At 66.2% G+C, this 22,732-nt stretch carries 15 protein-coding genes and 1 pseudogene; 2 read left to right on the top strand and 14 right to left on the bottom strand.

Going from position 1 to position 22,732, the window contains the following annotated elements:
- Positions 1-43: 43 nt before the first annotated feature.
- From ACCQ04_RS05605 to ACCQ04_RS05575, 7 genes are all read right to left on the bottom strand, one after another.
- Positions 44-229, bottom strand: coding sequence for a DUF2065 domain-containing protein (locus ACCQ04_RS05605; RefSeq protein ID WP_039524090.1), 186 nt, complete (start codon positions 227-229; stop codon positions 44-46).
- A 338-nt stretch (positions 230-567) separates the two neighbouring features.
- Positions 568-1,032, bottom strand: coding sequence for an REP-associated tyrosine transposase (locus ACCQ04_RS05600; RefSeq protein WP_065046697.1), 465 nt, complete (start codon positions 1,030-1,032; stop codon positions 568-570).
- 601 nt (positions 1,033-1,633) lie between these two features.
- The gene (hflC, locus tag ACCQ04_RS05595) at positions 1,634-2,497 is read right to left on the bottom strand and encodes a protease modulator HflC (RefSeq protein ID WP_039523939.1); all 864 of its coding nucleotides are present in this window, start codon (positions 2,495-2,497) and stop codon (positions 1,634-1,636) included.
- Positions 2,497-3,636 (bottom strand): FtsH protease activity modulator HflK, encoded by a 1,140-nt coding sequence (hflK, locus tag ACCQ04_RS05590; protein WP_024938600.1) that lies wholly within the window; start codon positions 3,634-3,636, stop codon positions 2,497-2,499. Before hflK ends, hflC begins: the two co-directional genes overlap by 1 nt.
- A 465-nt stretch (positions 3,637-4,101) precedes the next feature.
- Entirely contained in the window at positions 4,102-4,488 is a 387-nt protein-coding gene (pilH, locus tag ACCQ04_RS05585) for a twitching motility response regulator PilH (RefSeq protein WP_024938599.1), read from the bottom strand.
- Between the two features lie 525 nt (positions 4,489-5,013).
- Positions 5,014-5,910 carry a DnaJ C-terminal domain-containing protein gene (locus tag ACCQ04_RS05580; RefSeq protein WP_054590856.1) on the bottom strand — a complete coding sequence of 299 codons (897 nt, stop codon included), beginning with the start codon at positions 5,908-5,910 and terminating at the stop codon, positions 5,014-5,016.
- 140 nt (positions 5,911-6,050) lie between these two features.
- Positions 6,051-6,527: an Hsp20/alpha crystallin family protein gene (locus ACCQ04_RS05575; RefSeq protein ID WP_226426716.1), complete on the bottom strand. Its 477-nt coding sequence runs from the start codon at positions 6,525-6,527 to the stop codon at positions 6,051-6,053.
- 162 nt (positions 6,528-6,689) lie between these two features.
- Here ACCQ04_RS05575 and ACCQ04_RS05570 point away from each other — a divergent pair, with 162 nt between their 5' ends.
- Entirely contained in the window at positions 6,690-7,172 is a 483-nt protein-coding gene (locus ACCQ04_RS05570; RefSeq protein ID WP_016903926.1) for a peroxiredoxin, read from the top strand.
- 43 nt (positions 7,173-7,215) lie between these two features.
- Positions 7,216-7,776, top strand: coding sequence for a ferritin-like domain-containing protein (locus tag ACCQ04_RS05565; protein WP_024938597.1), 561 nt, complete (start codon positions 7,216-7,218; stop codon positions 7,774-7,776).
- A 267-nt stretch (positions 7,777-8,043) separates the two neighbouring features.
- On the opposite strand, the gene pbpC is transcribed toward ACCQ04_RS05565, so the two are convergent.
- From pbpC to ACCQ04_RS05530, 7 genes and pseudogenes are all read right to left on the bottom strand, one after another.
- Positions 8,044-10,467, bottom strand: a complete 2,424-nt coding sequence (gene pbpC / locus ACCQ04_RS05560) for a penicillin-binding protein 1C (RefSeq protein ID WP_372358699.1) — start codon at positions 10,465-10,467, stop codon at positions 8,044-8,046.
- 111 nt (positions 10,468-10,578) lie between these two features.
- Positions 10,579-11,355: a CPBP family glutamic-type intramembrane protease gene (locus ACCQ04_RS05555; RefSeq protein ID WP_226426718.1), complete on the bottom strand. Its 777-nt coding sequence runs from the start codon at positions 11,353-11,355 to the stop codon at positions 10,579-10,581.
- A gap of 131 nt (positions 11,356-11,486) precedes the next feature.
- Complete coding sequence (locus ACCQ04_RS05550) at positions 11,487-12,434, bottom strand: glycerophosphodiester phosphodiesterase family protein (protein ID WP_226426719.1); 948 nt, start codon at positions 12,432-12,434, stop codon at positions 11,487-11,489.
- 157 nt (positions 12,435-12,591) lie between these two features.
- Positions 12,592-15,387 carry a TonB-dependent receptor gene (locus ACCQ04_RS05545; RefSeq protein WP_372358772.1) on the bottom strand — a complete coding sequence of 932 codons (2,796 nt, stop codon included), beginning with the start codon at positions 15,385-15,387 and terminating at the stop codon, positions 12,592-12,594.
- 496 nt (positions 15,388-15,883) lie between these two features.
- A pseudogene (locus ACCQ04_RS05540) lies at positions 15,884-15,991 on the bottom strand (REP-associated tyrosine transposase); the annotation flags it as partial.
- Positions 15,992-16,152: 161 nt separating this feature from the next.
- Positions 16,153-21,054, bottom strand: coding sequence for an alpha-2-macroglobulin family protein (locus tag ACCQ04_RS05535; protein WP_226426721.1), 4,902 nt, complete (start codon positions 21,052-21,054; stop codon positions 16,153-16,155).
- A gap of 678 nt (positions 21,055-21,732) precedes the next feature.
- Entirely contained in the window at positions 21,733-22,710 is a 978-nt protein-coding gene (locus tag ACCQ04_RS05530; RefSeq protein WP_102581901.1) for a nucleoside hydrolase, read from the bottom strand.
- Positions 22,711-22,732: the final 22 nt, after the last annotated feature.

The following is a 22,732-nucleotide window of genomic DNA, read 5'->3' as shown; positions in this document are numbered from 1 at the left end:
TGCGCTCCTACGCTGCCCGTTGCGGTCGGAATGGACCACCCACTCAGTGACGCACGATCCACAGTGCAATCGCGCCCAGCACCAGCGTCACACCACCAATCACACGCAATTGCGCGGTGGGCAGACTGAACAGTTGCTCGACCATGCGCTTCCAGGCGGTGGGCGCGGCAAACAGCAGCAGGCCTTCGATGACGGCGATCAGGCATAACGCGGACAGAAACTCATGCATCAGCAACACCAGGACAGCGTGGGGAACTGCAGTGTGCCGCGTCAGCGCCCTCCACGCGCCCCGCGTAGGAGCGCACCCGGGCGCGACGGGCATTCCCGGTAAAGCCAGTCGCGCCCGGGTGCGCTCCTACGCGGCAACGTGGCGAGCCTAGTCAAACCGGCAGACCACCCAAAGCACCATCGCCCGATCCACGACAGGCAACCCCCGACAAACCCACCCGTAGGAGCGCACCCGGGCGCGACAGGCATTCCCGATAAAGCCGGTCGCGCCCAGGTGCGCTCCTACGCGGCGGCGCGCGGCAAACGGTGGGCATGCAGGCCTTGCTCGCGGCTCGACGCTCAGAGCCAGATTGCGTCCCAGAACGGATAATCACCGACGTGGGTGACCAGCCCGGCCCGGAGCGGATTGGCGATGAGGTAACGCGCGGCTGCGTGCAGGTCGTCGTCTTTGCGCAACGCGTGGTCATGGTAGCTGCGGCTCCAGACCGGTGCGTGATGCTGCCGCTGATCGTTCACCGAACGCGCTACGCACGCTTTCATACGGGACACGGCGTCGGCCAACGCGGTGACGCTCCCCAGCTGCAACAGCCAATGTGCGTGATCCGGCATCAACACCCAGGCCAGCAGCCTGGCATCGCAAGGCGTTGCTGCGGTGAATGCCCGGCAGGCGGTTGCTGCAAGCAAAAAATCTGCGAATACGGCGCGACGCTGCCATGTCGTGGTGGTCAATAGGTACACGCTGTTGGGCGAAGACTGCCTGCCGCGGCGCAGCGCGCGATGCCCTGGGGAGTCGATGTTGGCCATACCGCGATGCTGACGGCCTTGGACCACGCGGGATATCGGCGGTTGCCGCGTTCTGCGCTAGGGGGAATCCATATGGCGACTGGCTATCAACGGCAATCAGCGGGGTCCGCCGATAGGGCCCGTCGCGCCCGGGTGCGCTCCTACCGGGCCGAGTCTGGTCAACACGACGGGAGAGGCGCTCCAGGCAGCTGCGGATTCCGGACATACCCGTCAGCATCACAGTGCACGAAGCGCCGTGCGCCCGATCCATCGGCTGACGCACGCCCTGCGTAGGAGCGCACCTGGGCGCGATTACCTTACCGGGCATGCCAGTCGCGCCCAGGTGCGCTCCTACCGGGCCGAGTCTGGACAACACGACGTGACAAGCGCTCCAGGCAGCTGCGGATTACGGACATACCCATGGGCATCACAGTGCACGAAGCGCCATGCGCCCGATCCATCGGCCGACGCGCGCCATGCGTAGGAGCGCACCTGGGCGCGATTGCCTTACCGGGCATGCCCGTCGCGCCCGGGTGCGCTCCTACGGTGGGGGGCGCGGCAGCGAGAGGCACATACGACAACGCCCGCATTCCGCGGGCGTTGTCGATTCAGCGCAGAGCGATCAACGATCGCTCTTGAGGTATTGCAGGAACGGGTCGTTCTTGTCCAGCACCACCACGCCGTTGCCGTCGGTCATGGAGCCGCGGTACGCCTCCAGGCTGCGGTAGAACGCGTAGAACGACGGATCCTTGGCACCGGCCTGGCCGTAGATGCGGGCGGCGTCGGCATCCCCTTCGCCGCGCAGCTTCTGCGCATCGCGCTCGGCGTCGGCCACGATCACGGTGGACTCGCGGTCGGCCTGGGCGCGGATGGTCAGGGCCTGCTCCTCGCCTTCGGCGCGCAGCTTGCTGGCTTCCTGCTTGCGCTGGGCGCGCATGCGCTCGTAGACGTCGGTGATCACCTGGCTGTCGGTCGGCAGGTCGATCTGCTTGATGCGCAGGTCGGTGATCTGCATACCCAGGCCCTTGATCGCGCCGTTGATGCCCTTGAGCTGGTTGGCGATCAACTCGCTGCGGTCGCCGGAGACCAGCTGCTGCAGGGTGCGCGAGTTGATCTGGTTGCGCAGCGAATCGGTGATGATCGGGGCCAGGCGCGAATTGGCGACCGACTCCTCACCACCGGTGGCGCGATAGAACGCCCGCACATCGGAGATGTAGCCGATGGCGAAGAAGTCTACGCTGACGTCTTTCTGCTCGGCGGTGAAGTAGCGCGCCGGGGCGGTGTCCAGCACCTGGAAGCGGCGGTCAAACACGCGCACCGACTCCACCACCGGGATCTTGAAGTGCAGGCCGGGCTTGAGGTCGGCACGCACCACACGGCCCAGGTTGAGCACCATGGCGGTCTGGTCCTCGCGGACCACGAACACCGAGCCCATCAGGGTCAGCAACACGGCGACGATCAGGCCGATGACTAGCGAATTCTTCATTATTCGGTTCCCTCACGGCCGGTCGGGCGCGGGCCGCGCTCCGGATTGCGGATGCCCTCGCTGCCGCCACTGGTTTGCGGCGGATTCAACAGCACATCCTGCGGCACCATCGACGGCATGCTGCCGTTGCCCGCAGTGCCGCTGTTGCTGGCGGACTTGCTGGCGTCGGCCGGCAGCGGCACATAGATGACCTGGCGGCCATCGCTGCCGATCACTTTGCGGTTCTCCGACAGCACCTTCTGCACGGTTTCCAGCCACAGGCGCTTGCGCGTGACCTCGGGGGCGTTGGCGTACTGCTCCTGCAACAGCGTGAAGCGATCGGCGTCGCCCTCGGCCTTGGAGATCACCGCCTGCTTGTAGCCTTCGGCGCCGGTCCGGGTGCGCGCACCCTGGCCGCGTGCCTCGGGCACCACCTTGGCGGCGTAGGCCTGGGCCTCGTTGATCAGGCGCTCACGCACCTGCTGGGCGCCGTTGACCTCGTCGAAGGCCGGCTTCACTTCTTCCGGCGGACGCGCGTCCGGCAGGGTCACACCGGTAACGGACAGACCCGTGTTGTAAGCATCCAGTGCCGCCTGCAGGCGGTCCTTGGAGGCGATGGCCAGCGGGCCGCGATTGTTGAGCACGGTATTGAGGTCGGAACGACCCACCTGCTCACGCACGGCGCTTTGCGCGGCCTGCTCCAGCACCAGGTCGGCATTGCGCGAACCGAACAGGTATTTGCGCGGGTCGCTGATCTGGTACTGCACGTTGAGCGAGACGTTGACGATGTTCTCGTCGCGGGTCAGCACCGGCACCTGGTTGCTGAAGGTCTTGATCTCGGTGGCGTTGACCTTGCGCACCGACTCGACCGGCCAGGGCAGCTTGAAGTTGGGGCCGGGCTGCAGGATGCGCGAGAACTGGCCGAAGCGCAGCACCACGCCACGCTGCTGCTCGCCGATGAGCTGGAAGCTGGAGAACAGCACCATCAGCACCACCGCGACCAAGATCCAGCGCCCCACGCCGCCATCGAACAGCTCCTTCAACGGGGCGGGCAGATTGCCCCAGCCACCACCGTTGCCACCACCGCGCGGGCCCCAGGACCTGCGACGGTTGGGGTCCGGGCCGTCTCCGCCCTTGTTGCCGGGTGTGTTCCAGGCCATGCACGCTCCATGATCGAGGGGCTGTGCGGGCCAGTCCCGCAGTGCCGCCGTGTTGTGTGATTCGATGATTCTACTAGATGGGGCAGACCGACCGTTTTGAAAGGCCCCGATTGGCGCATCCCGGTTTAGCCGCTGGGGTGGATCGGGCGGGGGAAATCGGACGATGGCAGGGCGTGGACCGGTCGGGGCACGTGTCGACGCGATCCTTGGGGGCCGGAGAGAGGCTGGCGTGCTGGCCCGGGCTGTTGGGGAGTCAGGCAAGGCCGGAGGGTGAACGCCCTTCGATGCGCGTTGCTGCCGGTGGCCGCGAGATGCGCGCGGGCGCGCGGCGCCAACCGGTCTACCGATTCCACGCTGCGCGAAGCTGGATCAAGCAGGCCTTCGTCGATCGCGCCAGCCGCGGTCAGCGCCGGCTTATCGCACTGCGGAGCGAAACCGCGCCCCGGTCGTACCTCGCCGGCGCGCTTAGACGGTCGGCGGTTCGTCTTTCTGGTTGAACACGCGCTCCATCACTTCCAGCAACTCGTCTTCGGAGAACGGCTTGGTGATGTAGGCGCGTGCGCCCTGGCGCATGCCCCACATGCGATCGGTGTCCTGGTCCTTGGTGGTTACCAGGATCACCGGGATGTGCTGGGTGGTCGGCTCGCGCTTGAGCGTGCGCGTGGCCTGGAAGCCGTTGAGGTTGGGCATCACCACATCCATCAGCACCAGATCCGGCAACGAGGACTTGGCCGCTTCCACGCCGGCGGCACCATCGGTTGCGGTGATGGTTTCGTGCCCCAGCTTCTCGACGATGCGCTGAATCCCCAGCAGCTGCGACGGCGAGTCGTCGACGATCAGAATGCGTGCCATGTGTTTCCCCTAGTATGCGCGGCGAGTGTAGTGCGCCGGCCGCGCTTTCGGTAGCTGGGCCAGGCGGTGCGCCCGGCGATGCTGTTGCGAGGCGTTGATCCGGTGACGCGTTGCTGTTGTGCTGTGCAACGCGTACTACGTTGCACAGGGGGCAACTGGATTCAACAACGCCGCAGAAGGTCGTTCACCGCTGCATCGCGTGCATGCTGCCCTGCCCTCAATCCCTCACCACAGGAGAGGCAATTGCTCCCTTCTCCCATCGGGAGAAGGTGGCGCAAAGCGCCAGATGAGGGGACGGCGGAGATCCAACGCCGCAGATTGACGTTCACCGGCGCACTACTCGCCTGCCGAACCCCCACCCCAATCCCTCCACAAAGAGGGCGATTGCTCCCTTCTCCCATCAAGAGAAGGTGGCGCATAGCGCCGGATGAGGGGACGGCGGCGATTCAACCGCGCAGATCGACGTTCACTGGCACACCACCTGCCTGCCGAACCCTCACCCATTTCCCGCTCGACCCACGCGGCCTACACCGATTCGCCGAACGCCTTGGCCAGGTTGCGGTAGGCCTTCTTCTGCGCATCGTCGGTGGGGGCCGGGGCCAGGATTTCCAGCTCCACGATCTGGTCGCCCGGCGTGGTGCCTGGCAGGCCGCGGCCGCGCAGGCGCAGCTTGCGCCCGGCGTCCGAGTCGGCCGGCACCTTCAACTCCACCGACCCGCCCAGGGTCGGCACGCTGATGGTGGTGCCCAGTGCCGCCTGCCAGGGCATGACCTGCAGGGTGTACAGGATGTTGCGCCCGTCCACCTCGAACTGCGGGTGCGCGGCGTATTCGATCTCCAGCAGCAGGTTGCCGCCGCCGTTGCCCTGCCCGCTCAGGCGGATCACCTGGCCGGGCTGCACGCCCTTGGGCACGCGCACATCCAGCTGCTTGCCGTTGATGGTGATGCGCACGCTGTCGCCCGCATACACCGCTTCCAACGGCACTGCCAGCTTGGCGCGGGTGTCGCCGCGCGCCTGCGGACCCGCGCCTGCACCAGGGCCGGCGCCCGGACCACGCGGACGGCCGCCGCGCTGGCCGGCGAACAGGCTTTCGAAGAAATCGCTGAAGCCGCCACCGGCGCCGCCGTTGCCGAACACTTCCTCGTAGTCGTAGCCCTGCCCACCGCCGTAGCTGGGCGGGGCCTGGAACTCGTCGCCCGGGCGGAAGCCCTGCGCCTTGAGCTGGTCGTAGGCCTTGCGCTTGGCCGGGTCACGCAGCGCCTCGTACGCTTCGTTGATCGCCTTGAACTTGTCTTCGGCGCCGGCCTCCTTGCTGACGTCGGGGTGGTACTTGCGCGCCAGCCGGCGGTAGGCGGTCTTGATCTCCGCATCGCCCGCGCTGGGCTCCACGCCCAGCGTTGCGTAGTAATCCTTGAATTCCATCTAATCACCTCTGAAAAAAACGGCCCGCAGCCGAGGCCACGAGCCAGTCATATCGCAGCCGGGCGGGCAACCGCACCTATTCTACGGTGCGGTTGCCGCCGGGAAGCGAAGCATGCCGCTCCGCTCCAGGTTTTGCTGCCTTACTGCACCGTATTGCCGGCCGGGTCCTGGCCGTTGCCGACCTGGATGCGGCGCGGGGTGGCCGCCGGGCGCTTGGGGATGCGGATTTCCAGCACACCGTTGTGCCCGGTCGCGGTGATGCCGTCGGGGTCGGCGCTGTCAGGCAGCGCGAAGCGGCGGTGGAAGCTGCCGTAGCGGCGCTCGATGCGCGAGAAGCGCTCGGTCTCGGTGCTGGACTCGCCCTTACGCTCGCCCTTGATCGACAGGATGCCCTTGTCCATCTGCACCTCGATCTGGCCAGGGTCGATGCCCGGCAGGTCGGCATACAGCACGAAGTGGTTGTCCTCTTCCTTGATGTCCACGCGCGGCACCCACTGCGCGGTCACTACCGCCGATTCGTCGGTGTCGCCGTTCTGCTCGAAGAAGCGGTCGAACACGTGCTTGATCTCGTTTTGCAGCGCATGGGTGGGCCACTGGGGATAACGAACGATGTTCATTGCGAGCCTCCAAAAGGTTGGGTGAGGGGCCGGCTGCCGCGGCGCGCGCCGTTGCGCCGGCCATGTGCGTCAGATAGGCGTGCCGCTGCGGATTTCAAGCGCGTTGACGCGCTTTTCCCTCGCCCCTTTCTAGACTTCGTTCAGCCGCAGGAGCCCCGCCCCATGACCATCCACGTTGGTGACCGCATTCCCGAAGTCGTGCTCAAACGCCTGCGCGAGGGCATCGAGGCGGTGGACACCCACAGCCTGTTCGCCGGCCGCAAGGTGCTGCTGTTCGCGGTGCCGGGCGCCTTTACCCCGACCTGCTCGGCCAAGCACCTGCCGGGCTATGTGGAGCACTTCGACGCATTCCGCAAACGCGGCATCGAGGTGCTGTGCACCGCGGTCAACGACCCGTTCGTGATGCAGGCCTGGGGCCGCAGCCAGCTGATCCCCGACGGCCTGCACCTGCTGCCCGACGGCAACGCCGAACTGGCCCGCGCACTGGGCCTGGAGATCGACGCCAGCGGCTCGGGCATGGGCCTGCGCTCGCGCCGCTACGCACTGTATGCCGACGACGCCGTGGTCAAGGCCTTGTTCGTCGAAGAACCCGGCGAATTCAAGGTGTCCGCCGCCGATTACGTACTGCAGCACCTGCCCGATTGATGCATTGATTCCCCCCAACCACTCAGAAGGAAACCGGCCAGCCATGTCTAACCAGCCAGCCAAGCAACTCCCCGACGGCATCACCGATACCGCCACCTTGCGCAGCCGCGCACGCCAGAGCATCGAAGACGGTGCCATCACCGAGAGCTACCACGCCGACCGCGAGGCGGTGATCGAGCTGCTCAACACCGCACTGGCCACCGAATACGTGTGCACCCTGCGGTATTACCGCCACTACTTCATGGCCAAGGGCATGCTTGCCGACGCGGTCAAGGGCGAGTTCCTGGAGCATGCGCAGCAGGAACAGGCGCACGCACACAGGCTCGCCGAGCGCATCGTGCAGCTGGGCGGCGAACCGGACCTCAATCCGGACACGCTGACCAAGCGCTCGCATGCCGAATACAAGGAAGGCAGCGACCTGCGCGACATGGTCAAGGAAAACCTGATCGCCGAGCGCATCGCCATCGACAGCTACCGCGAGATGATCGATTTCATCGGCGACAAGGACACCACCACCAAGCGCATCCTGGAAGACATCCTGGCCCAGGAAGAAGAGCACGCCGACGAGTTCGCCGACCTGCTGGAAGGCTGGATCGGCGAGTGAGCCGAGTGACTGCAATGCAGCGATGCGTTGCGAGCGATGATCGGTATCGACATTCACGGTGACGTTGAAAGTTGAAATCGACTCGATGATTTAAGCAAACAGGGCGCCTCGAGCGCCCTGTCTGTTTTCTATGCCGCAGGATGCTGTGTGGTTGCCTGCGGCGGTAGGAGCGCACCCGGGCGCGACGTGGCATTCCCGGTAACGCCCAGTCGCGCCCAGGTGCGCTCCTACGGGTGTTTGCACTGGTCGGAAGCAGCACGTGCGCGGTCAGCGCAATACGCGAAAGCGCAGCTGCGTCCAGGCACCGTCGCTGGCCATTGCGGTGAGCGTATGCGTGCCTACCTCGGCAAATTCGCGCTGAAATCCCTGGCGTCCGTTGGTCTGTGCGATCCAGCGGCCATCCAGCAACCAGTCGATGCGCGCGTCGCTGCCCAGGGCACGCAGCTGCAGGCGCACCGGACGCGAGGTGGCATTGGCACGCGCCAGCGTGGCGCGATCGCTCAGCCCGTCGATACGCAGCACGCCGCCACCGGTCATGCGCCCATCGGGCAGACAGTCCGCCGCAAGTGGCGGCAGTTGCGCAGCATTGCGCTCGGCTGTACTGAGCCAGGGCGAGACCAATGCCGGCCAGCGCGCCACTGCATGCGGCACGCGCTCATGCGCCTGGCTGCATTCCTGCGATAGCCGCTGGCCACTGCGCGCATCCACATCGAAATGCAGCTGACCGCTTTGCCATAGCCGCGCATCGCGCTCGGCAAAGGTGGGCGGTACTGCGCCATCGAGCACGTAGGCGTCGGCACGGCGTGCGCATTGCGCCGGTGGTGTCTGATCGGCGGCGCCGCCGAGCGGCCAGCAGATATCCAGCGCCTGCACGGTGGCTGGCATCGGCACCGGCGCGCTATCGCCGGCGCTGCGCGGCAAGGCATCGATGACTTCGAACATCAGCGGCAACGCGGTGACGGCGCCGTACTGGCCCGGCAGCGGCGTACCGTCCGGACGCCCCACCCACACCCCGACCGTGTAGCGACGCGTGCCGCCGATCGCCCAGGCATCGCGGTAGCCGTAGCTGGTGCCGGTCTTCCAGGCCACGCCCGGGCGCGTGGCGGTGTCGAAGGTGCCGCTGCCGTACCCGGGCCGCGGATTGCTTTGCAGGATCTCGCGCACGATCCAGGCCGCACCCGGCGACATCAGCCGACGTTCGATGCGCGGATCGTCCGGCGTATAGCGCACGCGCCCGGCGATGCCGCCACGATTGAGCGCCGCAAATGCACAGACCAGTTCCTGCAATTGCGCGCCGGTACCGCCCAGTATCAACGCCAGATTGGGCACGCTGCCGTGCGCAAAGCGCAGCTCGATCCCGGCATTGGACAGCCGCGCAGCAAACCGTGCCGGGCCGATCCGGTCGAGCAGGTCCACCGCCGGCACGTTCAGCGACAACCGCAACGCCGTTGCCGCGCTCACCGGCCCATTGAAGGCCGCATCGAAATTGCCGGGCCGGTAGCTGCCAAAACTCTGCGGCGCATCCACCAACAGGCTTTCGGAGTGGATCAACCCATCGTCCAGCGCCATGCCGTACAGGAACGGTTTGAGCGTGGAACCGGGCGAGCGCCAGGCCTGCACCATGTCCACATGCCCCAGCCGCTTGCGATCGCCGAAGCTGGCCGAGCCCACGTATGCGCGCGCTTCCATGGTGGCGTTGTCCACCACCAGCAATGCCGCAGAGGTGCGCTCGGGCAGCTGCGAAAAGTATGTGGTGACGCGTTCTTCCAGGGTGCGCTGCAGCTCCACATCCAGCGTGGTCACGATGCGTGCCGCGCGCGGTTGCGCACTGTGCAACCGCTGCGCGAGCAGCGCCGCATGCAACGGCGGTTTGAGCGAACGCGTCACCACCGGCTCGATCCGCGCATCGTCCACCTGCGCGCGCGACCACACGCCCAGCTCCACCATGCGATCGAGCACCTTGTCGCGCGCGCGTTGCGCGGCCTCGGGATGGCGATCCGGGCGCAGGCGGCTGGGCGATTGCGGCAATACCGCCAGCAGCGCAGCCTCGGCCTGCGACAAGGCCCTGGCCGGCTTGCCCAGGTACGCCCAGCTGGCCGCTTCCACGCCTTCGATGGTGCCGCCATAGGGCGCGCGCTCCAGATACAGCGTCAGAATCTCGCGCTTGCTCAGGTGCGCTTCCAGCTGCAGCGCGCGCAGCAGCTGCTTGGCCTTGCCCCACGGCGTGCGCGTATGCGGGTCGAGGATGCGCGCCACCTGCATGGTCAGCGTCGAACCGCCGGAGACGATGCGCCCCTGCCCGATCCATTGCCCGCCGGCACGCAGCAGGCCCCACGGATTGACCCCGGGATGGCGCCAGAACCAGCGGTCCTCGTAATTGAGCAGCGCCTGCAGATACAGCGGCGACACACTCTGCGGGCTGGCCGGATAACGCCACACCCCGTTGCGGTCGGCGAACGCGCGCAGCGGCGTGCCATCGCGTGCCACCACCAGCGTGGAGGTGTCCCGTGATCTGGGCAGTGGCAGTGGGAAGGCCAGGTCCAGCAGCAACACCGCAGACAACAGGGCCACGGCGCTCCAGCGTAGCCCCGTCAACCAGCGCCGGCCACGCCGGGCAACACCCTCCTTGCCAGCGACGCGTTCCTGCGTCTGGTCGATCCTTGCCTGCGCGTGCTGCTGCTGCTCATCCATCCTGCCAAGGATGCAGGGCAAAACGCATTTCGGCCACCATCGCGCGCGGCAAGCTGCGGCGTTGAGCGATCAACGTGACTGCACGCTCCTGCTTGCGCGACGACTGGTGCGCTAGCCCACCACGTCCACGTGCGGCGAGCGACGCGGCCTTACGAACAGCCGCAGCAGCCCCATCGCCAGGAATACCGCAGACAGGCGCAACGCAATGCCGAGCCAGCCGCTGGCCGCCGAATCGGAGACCGCAAAGACCGTCCAGGCCGCGTTGAGCGAGACATGCAACACCCAGCCGCTCCAGATCGTGTAGCCATCCTGCGCGTCCACGATGGCAAACAGCAGCGCACCGATACCGGTAATGGCGAAGATCAGCAACGCCTCGCCACCTCCACCGCCGGCCCCGAGCCAATGCACACCGCCAAACACAACCGCCTGCACCAGCGCCGCGACTGCCGGACGCCAGGCCAGCGCACGGCAGGCAAAGACGAAACCGAAACCGCGAAACACGATTTCTTCCGCTAGCGGAAACAGCAGCGCCAACCAGAGCAGGCCAAGCAGATCGTCGGTGCCGACCGAGCTGGACTGCGTCCACAGCCCCAGCCAACACGGCAGTGTGGCCAGCAACGTCAGCGCCGGGCCGCGTAAGCCGTTCCAACGCAACCCCAGACGCGCCGCGAGCTCGCCTGGCATGCCAGGACGCAGCAACGCCGCTGCGACGAGCACGAGCACTACGCTGAGCAGATTGTCGAGAATCCCACCGCCGTAAGGCACCGGAATTTTCGGGATTGGAAAACCAAGGGCCTTGGCCACATCACGCACCTGCAGCGCGACCAGCAGCACCAACAACCAGACGACATGCGGCGTGAGTCGGCGCAGGGATGTATCGAGCGGCATGCAGACGCCCTTGCGTGCAAACGAACGCTGACTATAACGGCAACACCACCGCCGCAGTTCCACGGATCACATTGCGCGGCGACATCCGCTCCCGTCGCAGGCCAGCTGCATGCGATGATGCAACGCGACGCTCACCGCTGCTCCAGCGACGCGCGATAGCGCAGCAAGGCTTCCGGCGCATCGGTCTGGATGATCGACACGCCTTCGCGGTACAGGCGGCCCCACACCTTGTCAGGATCGCGCGCGGCATCGGCGTCGCCGCCGTACCCGGCGATGAAGCCTTCCCACAGCGAGTTGACCATCAGCCGCACCTTGTGTGCCTTGCTCACTGCAACCAACGCCGGCAATTGCGCTGCTGGCATCTTGGGCAGCTCGAACGCGACCGGATGCGCGTTGCGTGTCTGCGCAGTGGCGATCGCGGCCAGGTCGGCAGTGCCATGGGCGTTGATCAGGATCGGGAAGAAATACACCTTGTCGAACGGCAGCATCGCCGCCAGCGGCGGCGTGGCGATACCGGCTTCGGCCTTGACGATCACCTGGTGCTGCATGCCGGCACGGGCAACCGCATCGACCACCTGCACGTAGATCGCATCCTTGACGTCCAGGTTGAGCAGGATGTGGCCCTTGGACCTGGCCAGCATCTGCTCGAGCGTGACCACGCGTTGGTCGGTCAGCGGCGCCTGCGCGCCACCTTCGTCGCTGCGCAGCCGCAATTTTTGCAGGTCGGCCAAGGTCAGCTCGGACAGCTTGCCGGTGCCGTCGGTGGTGCGGTCCACGGTGGCGTCGTGCAGCATCACCAGTGTGCCGTCGGCGGCGCGCCGCACATCGGTCTCCATCACGTCGGCACCGATGGCGATGCAGCGCTCCAGCGCGGCCAGCGAGTTCTCCGGTGCGCTGTCCTTGAACCCATGCTCCGGTGCCGGCGCGTGGCAACCGCGATGAGCCACCACCACGATGCCGCCGGCAGGATTGGTCAGCCGGGCCTGGATTGCGGCCACGCCGGTGGGCGCCGCGCTCGCATGGGTGGCCAGTGCCGCGCACAGCATGGCCGCGACGGTGGCGGCAGTACGTAAGGTCATCGAACAACTCCGCTTGAAGGGATTAACAGAACTATTGCGTGTCGGTCAGGTAGGCGCGGCGGGTACTCAGCATGGCGCCCTGCCAGGTGCACATCCTGATTTCCACGCACCGCGCGCACCTACCCGAGCTCTGCTCGCCATGCCAGCTTCGCCGCGCCTAGAACGTCGGCGTAAAGCGCAGACCGAACCAATACGTCGTAGGCACCGAATAGCTGTCCTTGAGCAGGTTCTGCCCCGGGCCGGTCACGCTGGTGATGCGGCTATGGGTGAGGTTGCTGACCTGGCCGATCAGGCTGAGCTGTTTGCTGATCGCATAGGTCGCGGTGAAATCCAGCTGCGAACGCGGCGACCAATACAGGTCCTGCCAGTCGATATTGCTGACGATGGCACGCAAGGCCTTGCCCTGACGATTGTAGGCCGCGCGCAGCTCCAGCCCGCCGCTGTTGTAGAACAGCGTGGCATTGGCGGTGTAGTCGGGCTGCCCGACCAGGTTGTCGAGCTTGCGCTCGCGCTGGCTCACATTGCTGCCGCTGCCAACGCTGTAGGGCACATCCAGGCTGCCATCGAGCACCGCAAAGTTTGCACTGAAACCGACCCCACTCAGCCACGGTGCGATCGGCGCCAAGGTGTTGACGATGCCGTTGAACTCCACCCCGCGGATACGCGCCTTGGCGGCATTGGCCGGCGTGCTGATCAGCGCGTTGGCGTAAGTGGTGCCGTCGAAGGTGAAGCTGTCGGTGCGCGACAGCGTAAAGATCTCGTCCTGGATGCGCTTGTCGAACACGGCCGTGGACGCGAACGCGTCGAAATCGCCGGGCAGGCGCCATTCCAGCGACAGATCCAGGTTATTGGACACGCGCGGCTTGATGTCCGGGTTGCCGATGGTGACGGTGACGCCTTGCGCATTCGGGTTGCCGGCATCGGCCGTGTTGACGAAGCCGATCGAGGTGCGCGCCGCATACGCATCGTATGGCGGGCGGCCGAGCGTACGGCTTGCGCCGGCGCGCAGGTCCAATGCATCTGTCAGGTGGTAGGTCATGATGGCCGAGGGCAGCAGATAGTGGTAATCGGCACTGGTCGGGTTATCGACATACACATAGCGGTTGGTCGCGGCATCCAGCTGCCGCTGGCGGCCGACCGTATCGAGCCTGGTACTGTCGAAATGCAGACCGCCCTGCACATTGAAACGCTCGCTGCGATAGCTGATCAGGCCATAGCTGCCGAAGGTCTTTTCGGTATGGGTGAAGTTGTCCTGATTGCTGAAGGCCTGCTGGTCGGTGCTGTTGAACGCGCTCAACGGCGTTGCAGCCAATGCGCGATTGGCCTTGTCTGGATCGATGGTGATCAGGTTCAGGCCGGCGTAGCGCATCGGCGCCCGGCCGGTACCCGCCACATCGGCCAGGCCAAACGCCGGCGCACTGGTATTGGGCTGATATTCGACGCGATAGATGTCGTAGGACGGTTTGTCGGTGGTGTACGACACGCCCGCGGCAAAGCCGATGCCCTGATCGCTCTCGCCTTGGTTGAAACCGTAATCCAGCCGGCCGGTGAGGATGCGATCGGCCGCGGTGCGTTTGTAGTCCGGGCGCCAGTACGACAGGCTGTAGTTGCCCAGATCGTTGTAGGCCTGCGGCGACACCCCGAAGCGCTGATCGAAGCCGGAGGTGTCGTAATTGAATGCGTAGTTGGGCGTGGCATTGATGGTCACACCGCTGCCGGTCTGGCCCACCGGTACCGCTGCGGCGCGGGTGATGCCGGTAGCGTACTTGATCATGCGGATCGGCTCGTCGTAGGTCGCATCCGACCACGCGCCGCGCGCGGAAAACTGTTGCCGATCGGTGGGCCGCCAGATCGTGCCCAGCTGCGCGACCTTGGTGCGTGTGGTGACGATCTGGTTCGAGTAACCCACCTCGATGTCGCCGCCGGGGTAGCTGCCGGAGCTGGCGGTCTGATTGAATACCTGGCCACGGTTGCGCGGGTCGATGATGACCTCGTTGCGCTCCATGTTGTCCTTGAAATAGTAGTAGCCGGCCGTTGCATAGGCTTCCAGCGCGGCACTGGGATGCACTTCGAACTTGCCGGTGACGCCATAGCGGTCGCGCTGGTTCTGGACGTACCAGTACTTGTCCTGCTGCGGCACCGCCCAGCCATTGCCGAGATTGGCGCCGGTCTGCAGCACGCCGTTGTTGTCGTAGAACCCGTAATGCACCGTGTCGGTGGTCATATGGGTTTCGGTATAGCTGCTCAGCGTCTGGTAGTTGGCCGACAGGGTGACCCCGTATTGCTGCTCGCTGCCGAAGGTGCGGCTGCCGGTGGCGTTCAGGCGATAGCCGGGGTCGTCCTGATCGCGCGGCTTGCCGACATCGTTGGCGTGGCCCAGCGCCGCTTCGGCGCTGAAGAAGGGCTTGCCGCCGTTTTCGAAGGCGCTGCGCGTCTTGAGGTTGATCGCCCCGCCCGTTGCATTGGGGTCCAGGTCGGGCGTGAAGGTCTTGACCACCTGCAACTCGCTGACCATCGATGCCGGCAGCAGGTCCAGACGCACGCCGCGGGTGATCGAGCCGAGCGTGCCGTTCGGCGTGCCGGGCGAGGCAATGGTCAGCCCGTCGATGGTGACGTTGTTGTAGGACGGGCCCAGGCCCCGCAGTACCGGTGTAGCGGCCTCGTCGCGCGGATGCTCGTTGTCGGTGGCCGGCAATACCGACAGGCCGGGCACGCGGCGCAGCGCTTCGACGATGGTGCTGTCGGGCAAGGCGCGCACATCGGTGGCGCTGATCACATCGGTGATATTGGTTGCCGCGCGCTTGCTTTCCACCGCGGCAGCATTGGCACGGCGCACGCCGGTGACCTGCATGGCATCGAGGGTCTGCACGCCGGTTTTGGTGGTGGCCGATGCGTCGCTAGTGGATGCCTCGCCTTGTGCCGATGTAGGGGATGCAGGGGATGCAGGGTCTATGGAATCAGCGGATGCATCTACTGGCAATGGAGAACGTTGCCTTGCAGTCGCAACTTCAGCCTCAGGCGTGGATGCCTCGTCATTATTAGCTGTAGGTGCAGCTGTAGTTGTAGCTGCGCTCGCTGATGCGCCCGCGGTCGCGGTCATGGCCGCAGCAGACATTTGAGCAGAGACGTCGGCTGCAATAGCCGCCCACTCGTTGGCGCATGCCTGCGAGGCTGGCGAACACGCCGCAATGGCAACGGCGAGAACGGACAAGTGCAAACGGTACGAATCGGAGCGCTGCATGGAATCCCGAGATCGCGCAGCGGGAATGCCGCGCCTGTGAGAAAGCACGCCACCGTAGCCAGCAAAAATGACCCCTGCATGTCGCTGGCATCGCATCGAAAAGACAGTGCGCAGCGATGTCGCCGTAAGCGAAGAAGCGCTGGCGTAGGAGCGCGCCTGCGCGCGATGAGGCTTTCCCGGTGACGCCCAATCGCGCGCAAGCGCGCTCCTACGGCAGCCAGATTGCATCCCAGAATGGATAGTCGCCGACCCGCTCGACCAGTCCGGTGCGTAGCGGGTTGGCGATAAGGTAACGAGCCACGGTGCGCAGATCGTCTTTCCCAACGATCCTTGCGTGTCGCTTACATCGCATCGAAAAGACAGTGCGCAGCGATGCCGCCGTAAACGAAGAAGCGCTGGCGTAGGAGCGCGCTTGCGCGCGATGGGGCGTTACCGGTAACGCCCCATCGCGCGCGAGCGCGCTCCTACCTTGTTGTCCTACGGCTGCACCACCGTCATCGTCGCTGGCGTGCTGCGCCCCACGCCGCGCAGCTCGGGGCGGTACATGTCTTCCACCAACGATGGCGGCACCGTGTAAGTGCCCGGGGTGACTGCGCGCACCAGGTAATACAACTGCGCCTTGCTGCCCGAGGACAGCGCCAGCGCGGCCACGTAACGGTCGTCGCGGAACTCTTCGTGCTTGACGTCGGCGGCGCTGGAACGCTCGCTGATGCCGATGCCGTCCACCACCACATCGGCCCACTGCTTGGCATCGCCGAGATTGAAGTTCTCGATCTCCAGGCCGGCCGGCAGCAGGTCGGTCAGTAGCGCGTCCGGCATGTCGCTGTTGGCGGTGATGGTGACGCGCACGATCAGCGCTTCGCCTTCCTTCAATGCACGCGGGGTCCAGGGTTTACCGTCGGTGGTGTACCAGCTGCGCTCCACGCTGAGGTTGCGCGTGTCCGGCTCCGGCGCGCTGCGCGGGATGCCGGCCACTTCCAGGCTGGCGTACATCGGTGCCTCGCCCTGCGGTGCGAACTGCACGCCGCGCGCCAGGGCGGCGCTGTCGAAACTGTGCCCGAACAGGCGTACCGGCGCAATCTCCTGCGTCTCGCCGCCAACAGTCAAGGTACCGGACACCTGCTTGCCCTGCCCGACCATCAAGGCCTTGCCCAAGCGCGCCAGCGCCACCTGCTCCTGCGTGCTCAGCCACAGCCAGCCGGTGGCGCGGCGTGCATCCAGCGCCCGGCCCAATGCCACTGCGCGGGTGTCGTACTCGGGCTTGGACAAGCCACGCTCGTGCAGCAACGCCATCATCAAGGCATCGTCGCGGATCGCGCTGCCGTAATCGGCGAAGTACGGCGGACGCTCGCTGCTGTCCTTGGCAAAACCCGCCTTGATCGCCGCCTGCCCACGCTTGGTGTCGCCCTGCAGCGACAATGCCGCGCCCAGATGCACCAGCGACAAGCCGGTCAATGCCTTGTCGCGCTGGTTGTCGTACAACGCGCGCAGCGTGCCCAGCGGCGCGCGGTTGACGCGTGCCAGCACATAGCCGGACCAGGCCTGGTTGGCGAACTTCAGGCTATCGCGGCGGTCCTGCCCGTAGAACTCGTTGCCACCGGACAGCAGGTCCTCGCTGAGTCGATTGAGCGCCTTCTGCAGCACGTTGTCGGGCACCGCAAAGCCGGCATCCTTGGCGTCGAGCAGGAACTCGGCGATGTACGGGGTCAGGCCCGGATTGACGTAACCGTCGTCGCCCCACATCGAAAAATGCCCGCTGGCGATCTGCATCGAGGCCAGGCGACCGAATGCGCCTTCCATGCGCTCGCGGCGCTTGGCCGCCTCCAGCCCCTTGGTGCCCAGCGTCCTGGCGGTGGCATCGTCGAGCAAGAGTGCGGCATAGCCCTTGCTGGTGGTCTGCTCGGCGCAGCCATACGGATAGTCCAACGCACCCTGCAGGGCGCTGGCGAACGGAATCGGCGGCAGCGGGCTGACCACCATGCGCGCGGTCACCGAGCCGGCCATCAGGCCATCGGCAAAGCCGCTGTCCAGGGTGATCGGCGCCAGCGGATCGAGCACGCGCGTCTGCGCACGCAATACCTGCGGCCAGCCGGCACGCACCGGCAGGTCGTAACTGCGGTCGGCCTTGAAGCCGTTGCCGTCTACACGCACGCGCACCTTGGCCACGCTATAGCCTTCGGTGGCGCTCAGCGGGAAGCTCAGCGTCTGCTTGGCATCCACACCAAGCTTGACGCTGCGCGCCGCCTCGGCGATGGCCAGCGGGCCGATCCCGTCCACGCGCACATTGAACTCGCCCGGCTTGCCGGTGAAGTTCTGCACATCCAGCGTCACCGTGCTGCGGTCGCCCGGTGCCATCACGCGCGGCATGCTGGCCTCGGCCAGGATCGGGGCGCGCACCACGGTTTCCACCGCGTGGTTGCCGAACCGCGTATCCGAATACACCAACGCCGACACCCGCAGCGTGCCGTTGAAATCCGGCACCGGCAGTTGCACGCGCGCATTGCCCTTGGCATCGAGCTTCACCGAGCCGGAGAACAGGTCCACGGTCTGCACGCGCGCGGTCGGGCGCTTGGCCTGCGGCAAGGCTTCCAGCGCCATGTCGCCGCCGAACTTGAGCTTGCCGCTGGCGCCTTCGAAGCTCTCGATCACGCGGCCATAGATGTCGTAGGCATCGGTGCCCAGACGACGCTGCGCGAAGAACTGCGCGTTGGCATCGGGCACCGGGAAGCGGGTGATGTTGAGGATGCCCACGTCCACTGCCGAGATGGTCACGTGCGCCGCCTTGCCGGCCAGCTCGGGCACGCTCACCGTCACCGGCAACGCCTGCTCGGGGCGCATCTGCTTGGGCGCAGCCAGGCCCACTGCCACGCGTCGCGCCTTGCGGTCCATCGGCACATACGCCACGCCCACCGCGCGCGCCGGGGTGATCTTGCTCGGCGCACTGCCGCCGCGGAACACCAACGCGGTGACGTAGACATCGTGGCGTTCCCACGCGTCGGTCACCGGGATTTCGAAGCTGCTGCCCGGCTTGACGTCGATGTCCTGCACGTACAGCAGCTTGTCGCTTTCCACCAGCAGCACGCCCTTGCCGGCATGCGGCGGGGTCAGCGTGACGGTGAGCGTGTCGCCGGCGCGATAGGCAGTCTTGTCCAAGGCCAGCTTGACCTTGTCCGGGCGCGCGTCCAGGCCGCGGTTTTCGTCGTTCCAGCTCCAGCCGGCGCGGAACGGGTAGCGCGTGGTCAGCCCGGTGGACGGGTCGAACACGTCCAGGCGGTACTCGCCCCACTCCACCGGGACCTCGAGCTTGGCGTTGCCGCTGGCGATGTCGAGCGTGCGCGTGTCCTTGTTCTCGAAGCGGCGGGTGAAGTCGTAATCCCAGTGGTCGTCGGTGTAGTTCCAGTGGTAGTCGCGCAGCTCGCGCACCAGCGTGGCCTTCAGGCCCTTGGCCGGTTGCGGCTTGCCATCGGCATCCACGCGGGTGATTTCGAAGCGCGCGGTGCCGTTGGCGTCGGTGCCGTCCTTGTCGTCGAACAGGGGGCGTACGCCGACCAGCGCCTTGGCCGGCCACAGCACGCGCTTGACGCTGCGGGTGACGGTACGCCCGCCGGTCTCGTACACACTGCCCGAGACCACCGCCGCAATCGTGCTGACCGGCTTGGCTTCGGCAGGCAGCGCGATGTCTTCGCGCAACACGCCATCGCTGCCGAACTCGGTGTCGATCACGTCCTTGGCGTCGCGCGGCAGCTCCAGCGTGGGGTCGCCGAAGAACCAGCCCGGCAAGGACTCGAGCGGATGCTGCTCGACGCTGACCGCAAGCTTGGCGGTGAAACGGTTGCCATCGGCCGGCGCGCCATACAGGTACGCGGCATTGGCGACCAGCGTGAACGGCTGGCCGGCGCTCAGGGTCTTTTGGGTGCTGTCCAGATCCAGCTTCATGCGCTCGGGCAGGAACTCTTCCACGCGCACGGTCATGCCCTGCACGGCGTCCTTGCTGGCCGGATCGGTGCGGAATTCCACCTGCCAGCGGCCGGTCGGCGCATCGGCCGGAATCTGCTGGCTGAACTCGAAATAGCCCTGCTCGCCCGGCTGCAGCTTGGTCTCGCGGAAGGTCTTGCCGTCCGGCTGCTTGAGGCGCAGGAACACCGGTTGCGGCTTGGTCGGCTTGCCGTCGTTGTCGCGCAGGATCGCCGACACGCGCATGGTCTCGCCAGGGCGATACAGGTCGCGGCCGGCCCAGGCGAACACGTCGAACCAGGCACTCTCGCGCCCGGCCACCGCAAATTCGCTCAGGTCCAGCGCCGGTTGGTTGAACGGCAGCACCGAGATATCGGTCTTGCTGCGCGCCACCAGCACGTGGCCGGCATCGAGCGTGTAGTTGAGCAGCGCATTGCCGTTGCCGTCGGTGGCACCCTTGAGGAACAGCTCGCCCTTGGCATCGAGGACGCGCACTTCCACGTTCTTGATCGGCTCGCCGCTCTGCAGCGAGGCGGTGTGCACGAACAGCTTGTCCTTGTAGGCGCGCGTGTGCAGGCCGATGTCGCTGACGGTAAAGAAGGCGGTATCGAAGCCATTGTCGAAACTGCCGGCACGCTTCATCACCGCAAAGTACAGGCCCGGTTCCTGCAGCTCCTTGATGTCCTGCGTGGGCAGGTAGGTCAGCACGCGCTCGTTCTGCTTGCCGCCGAGAATGAAACGATTGACGTAGACCGGGTCGGCCAGCTTGGACAACGGCTGCTTGTCGTTATATTCGCTCTCCAGCTCCCAGCTGCCGCGACGACCGCCGCGCTGGAACTGCTGGAAGAACGCCGGCAGCGACTTCTCGCGCACGCGCAGGAACTCCACGTCCACTTCCGGCACGTTGACCGACACCACCGGCAGACCGCGGCTCTCGCGTGCCGGCAGCACGCTGCCTTGCGAAGCGAACCCGGCCACTGGCTTGAGCGCGCCGGTGTAGACCTTCTGCTTGAGCGGCTTGCCCAGGCGGCTGCCATCGGCGGCCAGCAGGTTGGCGTCGACCAGCACGGTGTAGTCCTTGGCCGCTTCCACGTACGGGTAGCGCAGCGTCTTGCCGTCGTCGGACAGGGTCCAGCTGCTGTCGCCGGTGCCGACTTTTTCCTCGAAACGCACCAGCGCATCGAAGTCCTGCGTGCCCACCAACGGCCGCGAGAATTCCAGCGCCAGCGACAGGCCGTCGCTGGTCTGGTCGGGATAGGCGCGCGCCAGCGCGAAACCGGTGATGGCCTGCTTGTCGGCCTTGATCGCCTCGCCGCTGGCGGCAGGCAGCTGGCCGCTTTCGTTGCGCTTGCACGCCACCGCGCCGATCGCCACGCCCAGCAAGACCACCCACAGCAACATGCGCCGCGTACCCGACCGCTTCATCCCTGATTCCCGGCTGTCCATTCGCACTACCCCATGACTGAGGACGCAAGTATAGCGATGCCGTTCACTTCACCGATGGCGGCATGGGGCGACGCAAGGACTTGCCGATGGGCGGCGATGATGCGCCATCGGGCCAGCGCTGCGACGGCACCGGCGCGCCCGACCAGTGGTGAGCGCAATGGTTTGACACCAGTCCATGGCAGGCCGCTGAGTTGCGGCTTGGCTGCAGGGCCCTTGCCCGCCCACCCTCGCAGGACACGCCGCAAGTACGTCCATGTAGGCTCTTACGCGGCATCCATGCCGCGTAAGGTCCCGCGACGGTGGGCGGGCAAGGACCAGTCGAGATGGTCGGTGTGCAGGGGCGCACACAGGGCATGGCGTGCATTGTTCGGAGGATGGTGCGTCGAACAAACGTTCCATCACAAGCAGAGCAACTAGCAGGCGTTCAACCAAGCAACCGACGCATTTTCTGGTGCGGTGTCCTCGCCGATTGCGGGACCGTGTGGCGGCATGGATGCCGCCACCGAGCCTACAAGGATGTACTTGCGGCGTGTCCCGCGAGCGGTGAGGGCACCGCGCACACGACCAACCAGGCTTTTGACTGCATCCCAAAGTACGGCCAATAAAACCACTGCGCTCGCCACCAAGCCGGCGCTCACCACATCTTGATAGCCACTCCTAGCGCAACTGCAGCACCGTGCGCATGTACAGGTCGATCAACGCCGGCTTGTCCGCGCGCAGGCAGGCCTGCACGTTCGGCGTGCCTGCGCCTTCGCGGGTGTAGCCCTGCGCATCGACGTCCAGATGCAGCGGCGTGGTCGGGCACAGGTCGGGGCGCAGCAGCCAGGCCACCGGCACTGCGTCGAACAGGGTCGGCGTGGCGCTGGCCCAGGGCTGGTCGGTATTGCGCCACTGGTAATACAGCTGGGTGAGCGCATCGGTGAGCCCATCGCCATGTGCAAACAAGGCGATGCGCTCGGGTTCTTCCAGCGTGATCTGGGTGGCGTCCAAGGGCAGCAACACGATCGGCACGCCGGCCGCGAACACCCGCTGCGCCGCCGGCACATCGGCCAGGATGTTGTACTCCGGCGCCGGCGCGCTGGCCGGACGATAGGCCGACTTGCCATAGCCGACGCGTACCGACCCGCCCATCGCCACGATACGCTTGAGCTTGGCAAAGCCGGCCGGGTCGCGCTGCTGCGCCACTGCGGCGTCGGTCATCGGCCCCAATACCAGCAAGGTCACCTTGCCAGGGTGCAGGCGCGCCTGCTGCAGGATCATCGCCGCCGCATCCGGCAGCTTGCCGGGCAACTGTCCCCTGGCGGCCCAGCGCGCCTGGCTGAAGGGGATCGCGCTGGTGGTGCGTGCGCCCACCGCCAACGGAATCTCGCTGCGCCCGGCCTGCTGCAACAGGCGCTGCAGCAACTGCGCACGCACGCTGGTGTCGCCCCAGGCCGATGCGATGCCCAGCACATGCAGCTGCGGGCTACGCAGCAACAGCCCGAGCGCAAACGCATCGTCGATGTCGTCGCCGATATCGGTGGAGACCACCAGCAACTCGGGGGACGTCGACGTCGATGTGGGCGTTGGCTGCGCTGCAGTGGCGGCAGGCGTCTGCGCCCATGCCACTGCCGACGCACACCACAGCCCCAGCATCCACCACATGTTTCGCCATCTC

It is taken from the genome of Xanthomonas sp. NCPPB 2866 (assembly GCF_041475745.2).
Taxonomy (GTDB): Bacteria; Pseudomonadota; Gammaproteobacteria; order Xanthomonadales; family Xanthomonadaceae; genus Xanthomonas; species Xanthomonas arboricola.
The sequence above is the reverse complement of the archived record's forward strand: the minus strand, read 5'-3'. Positions and strand labels throughout refer to the sequence as shown.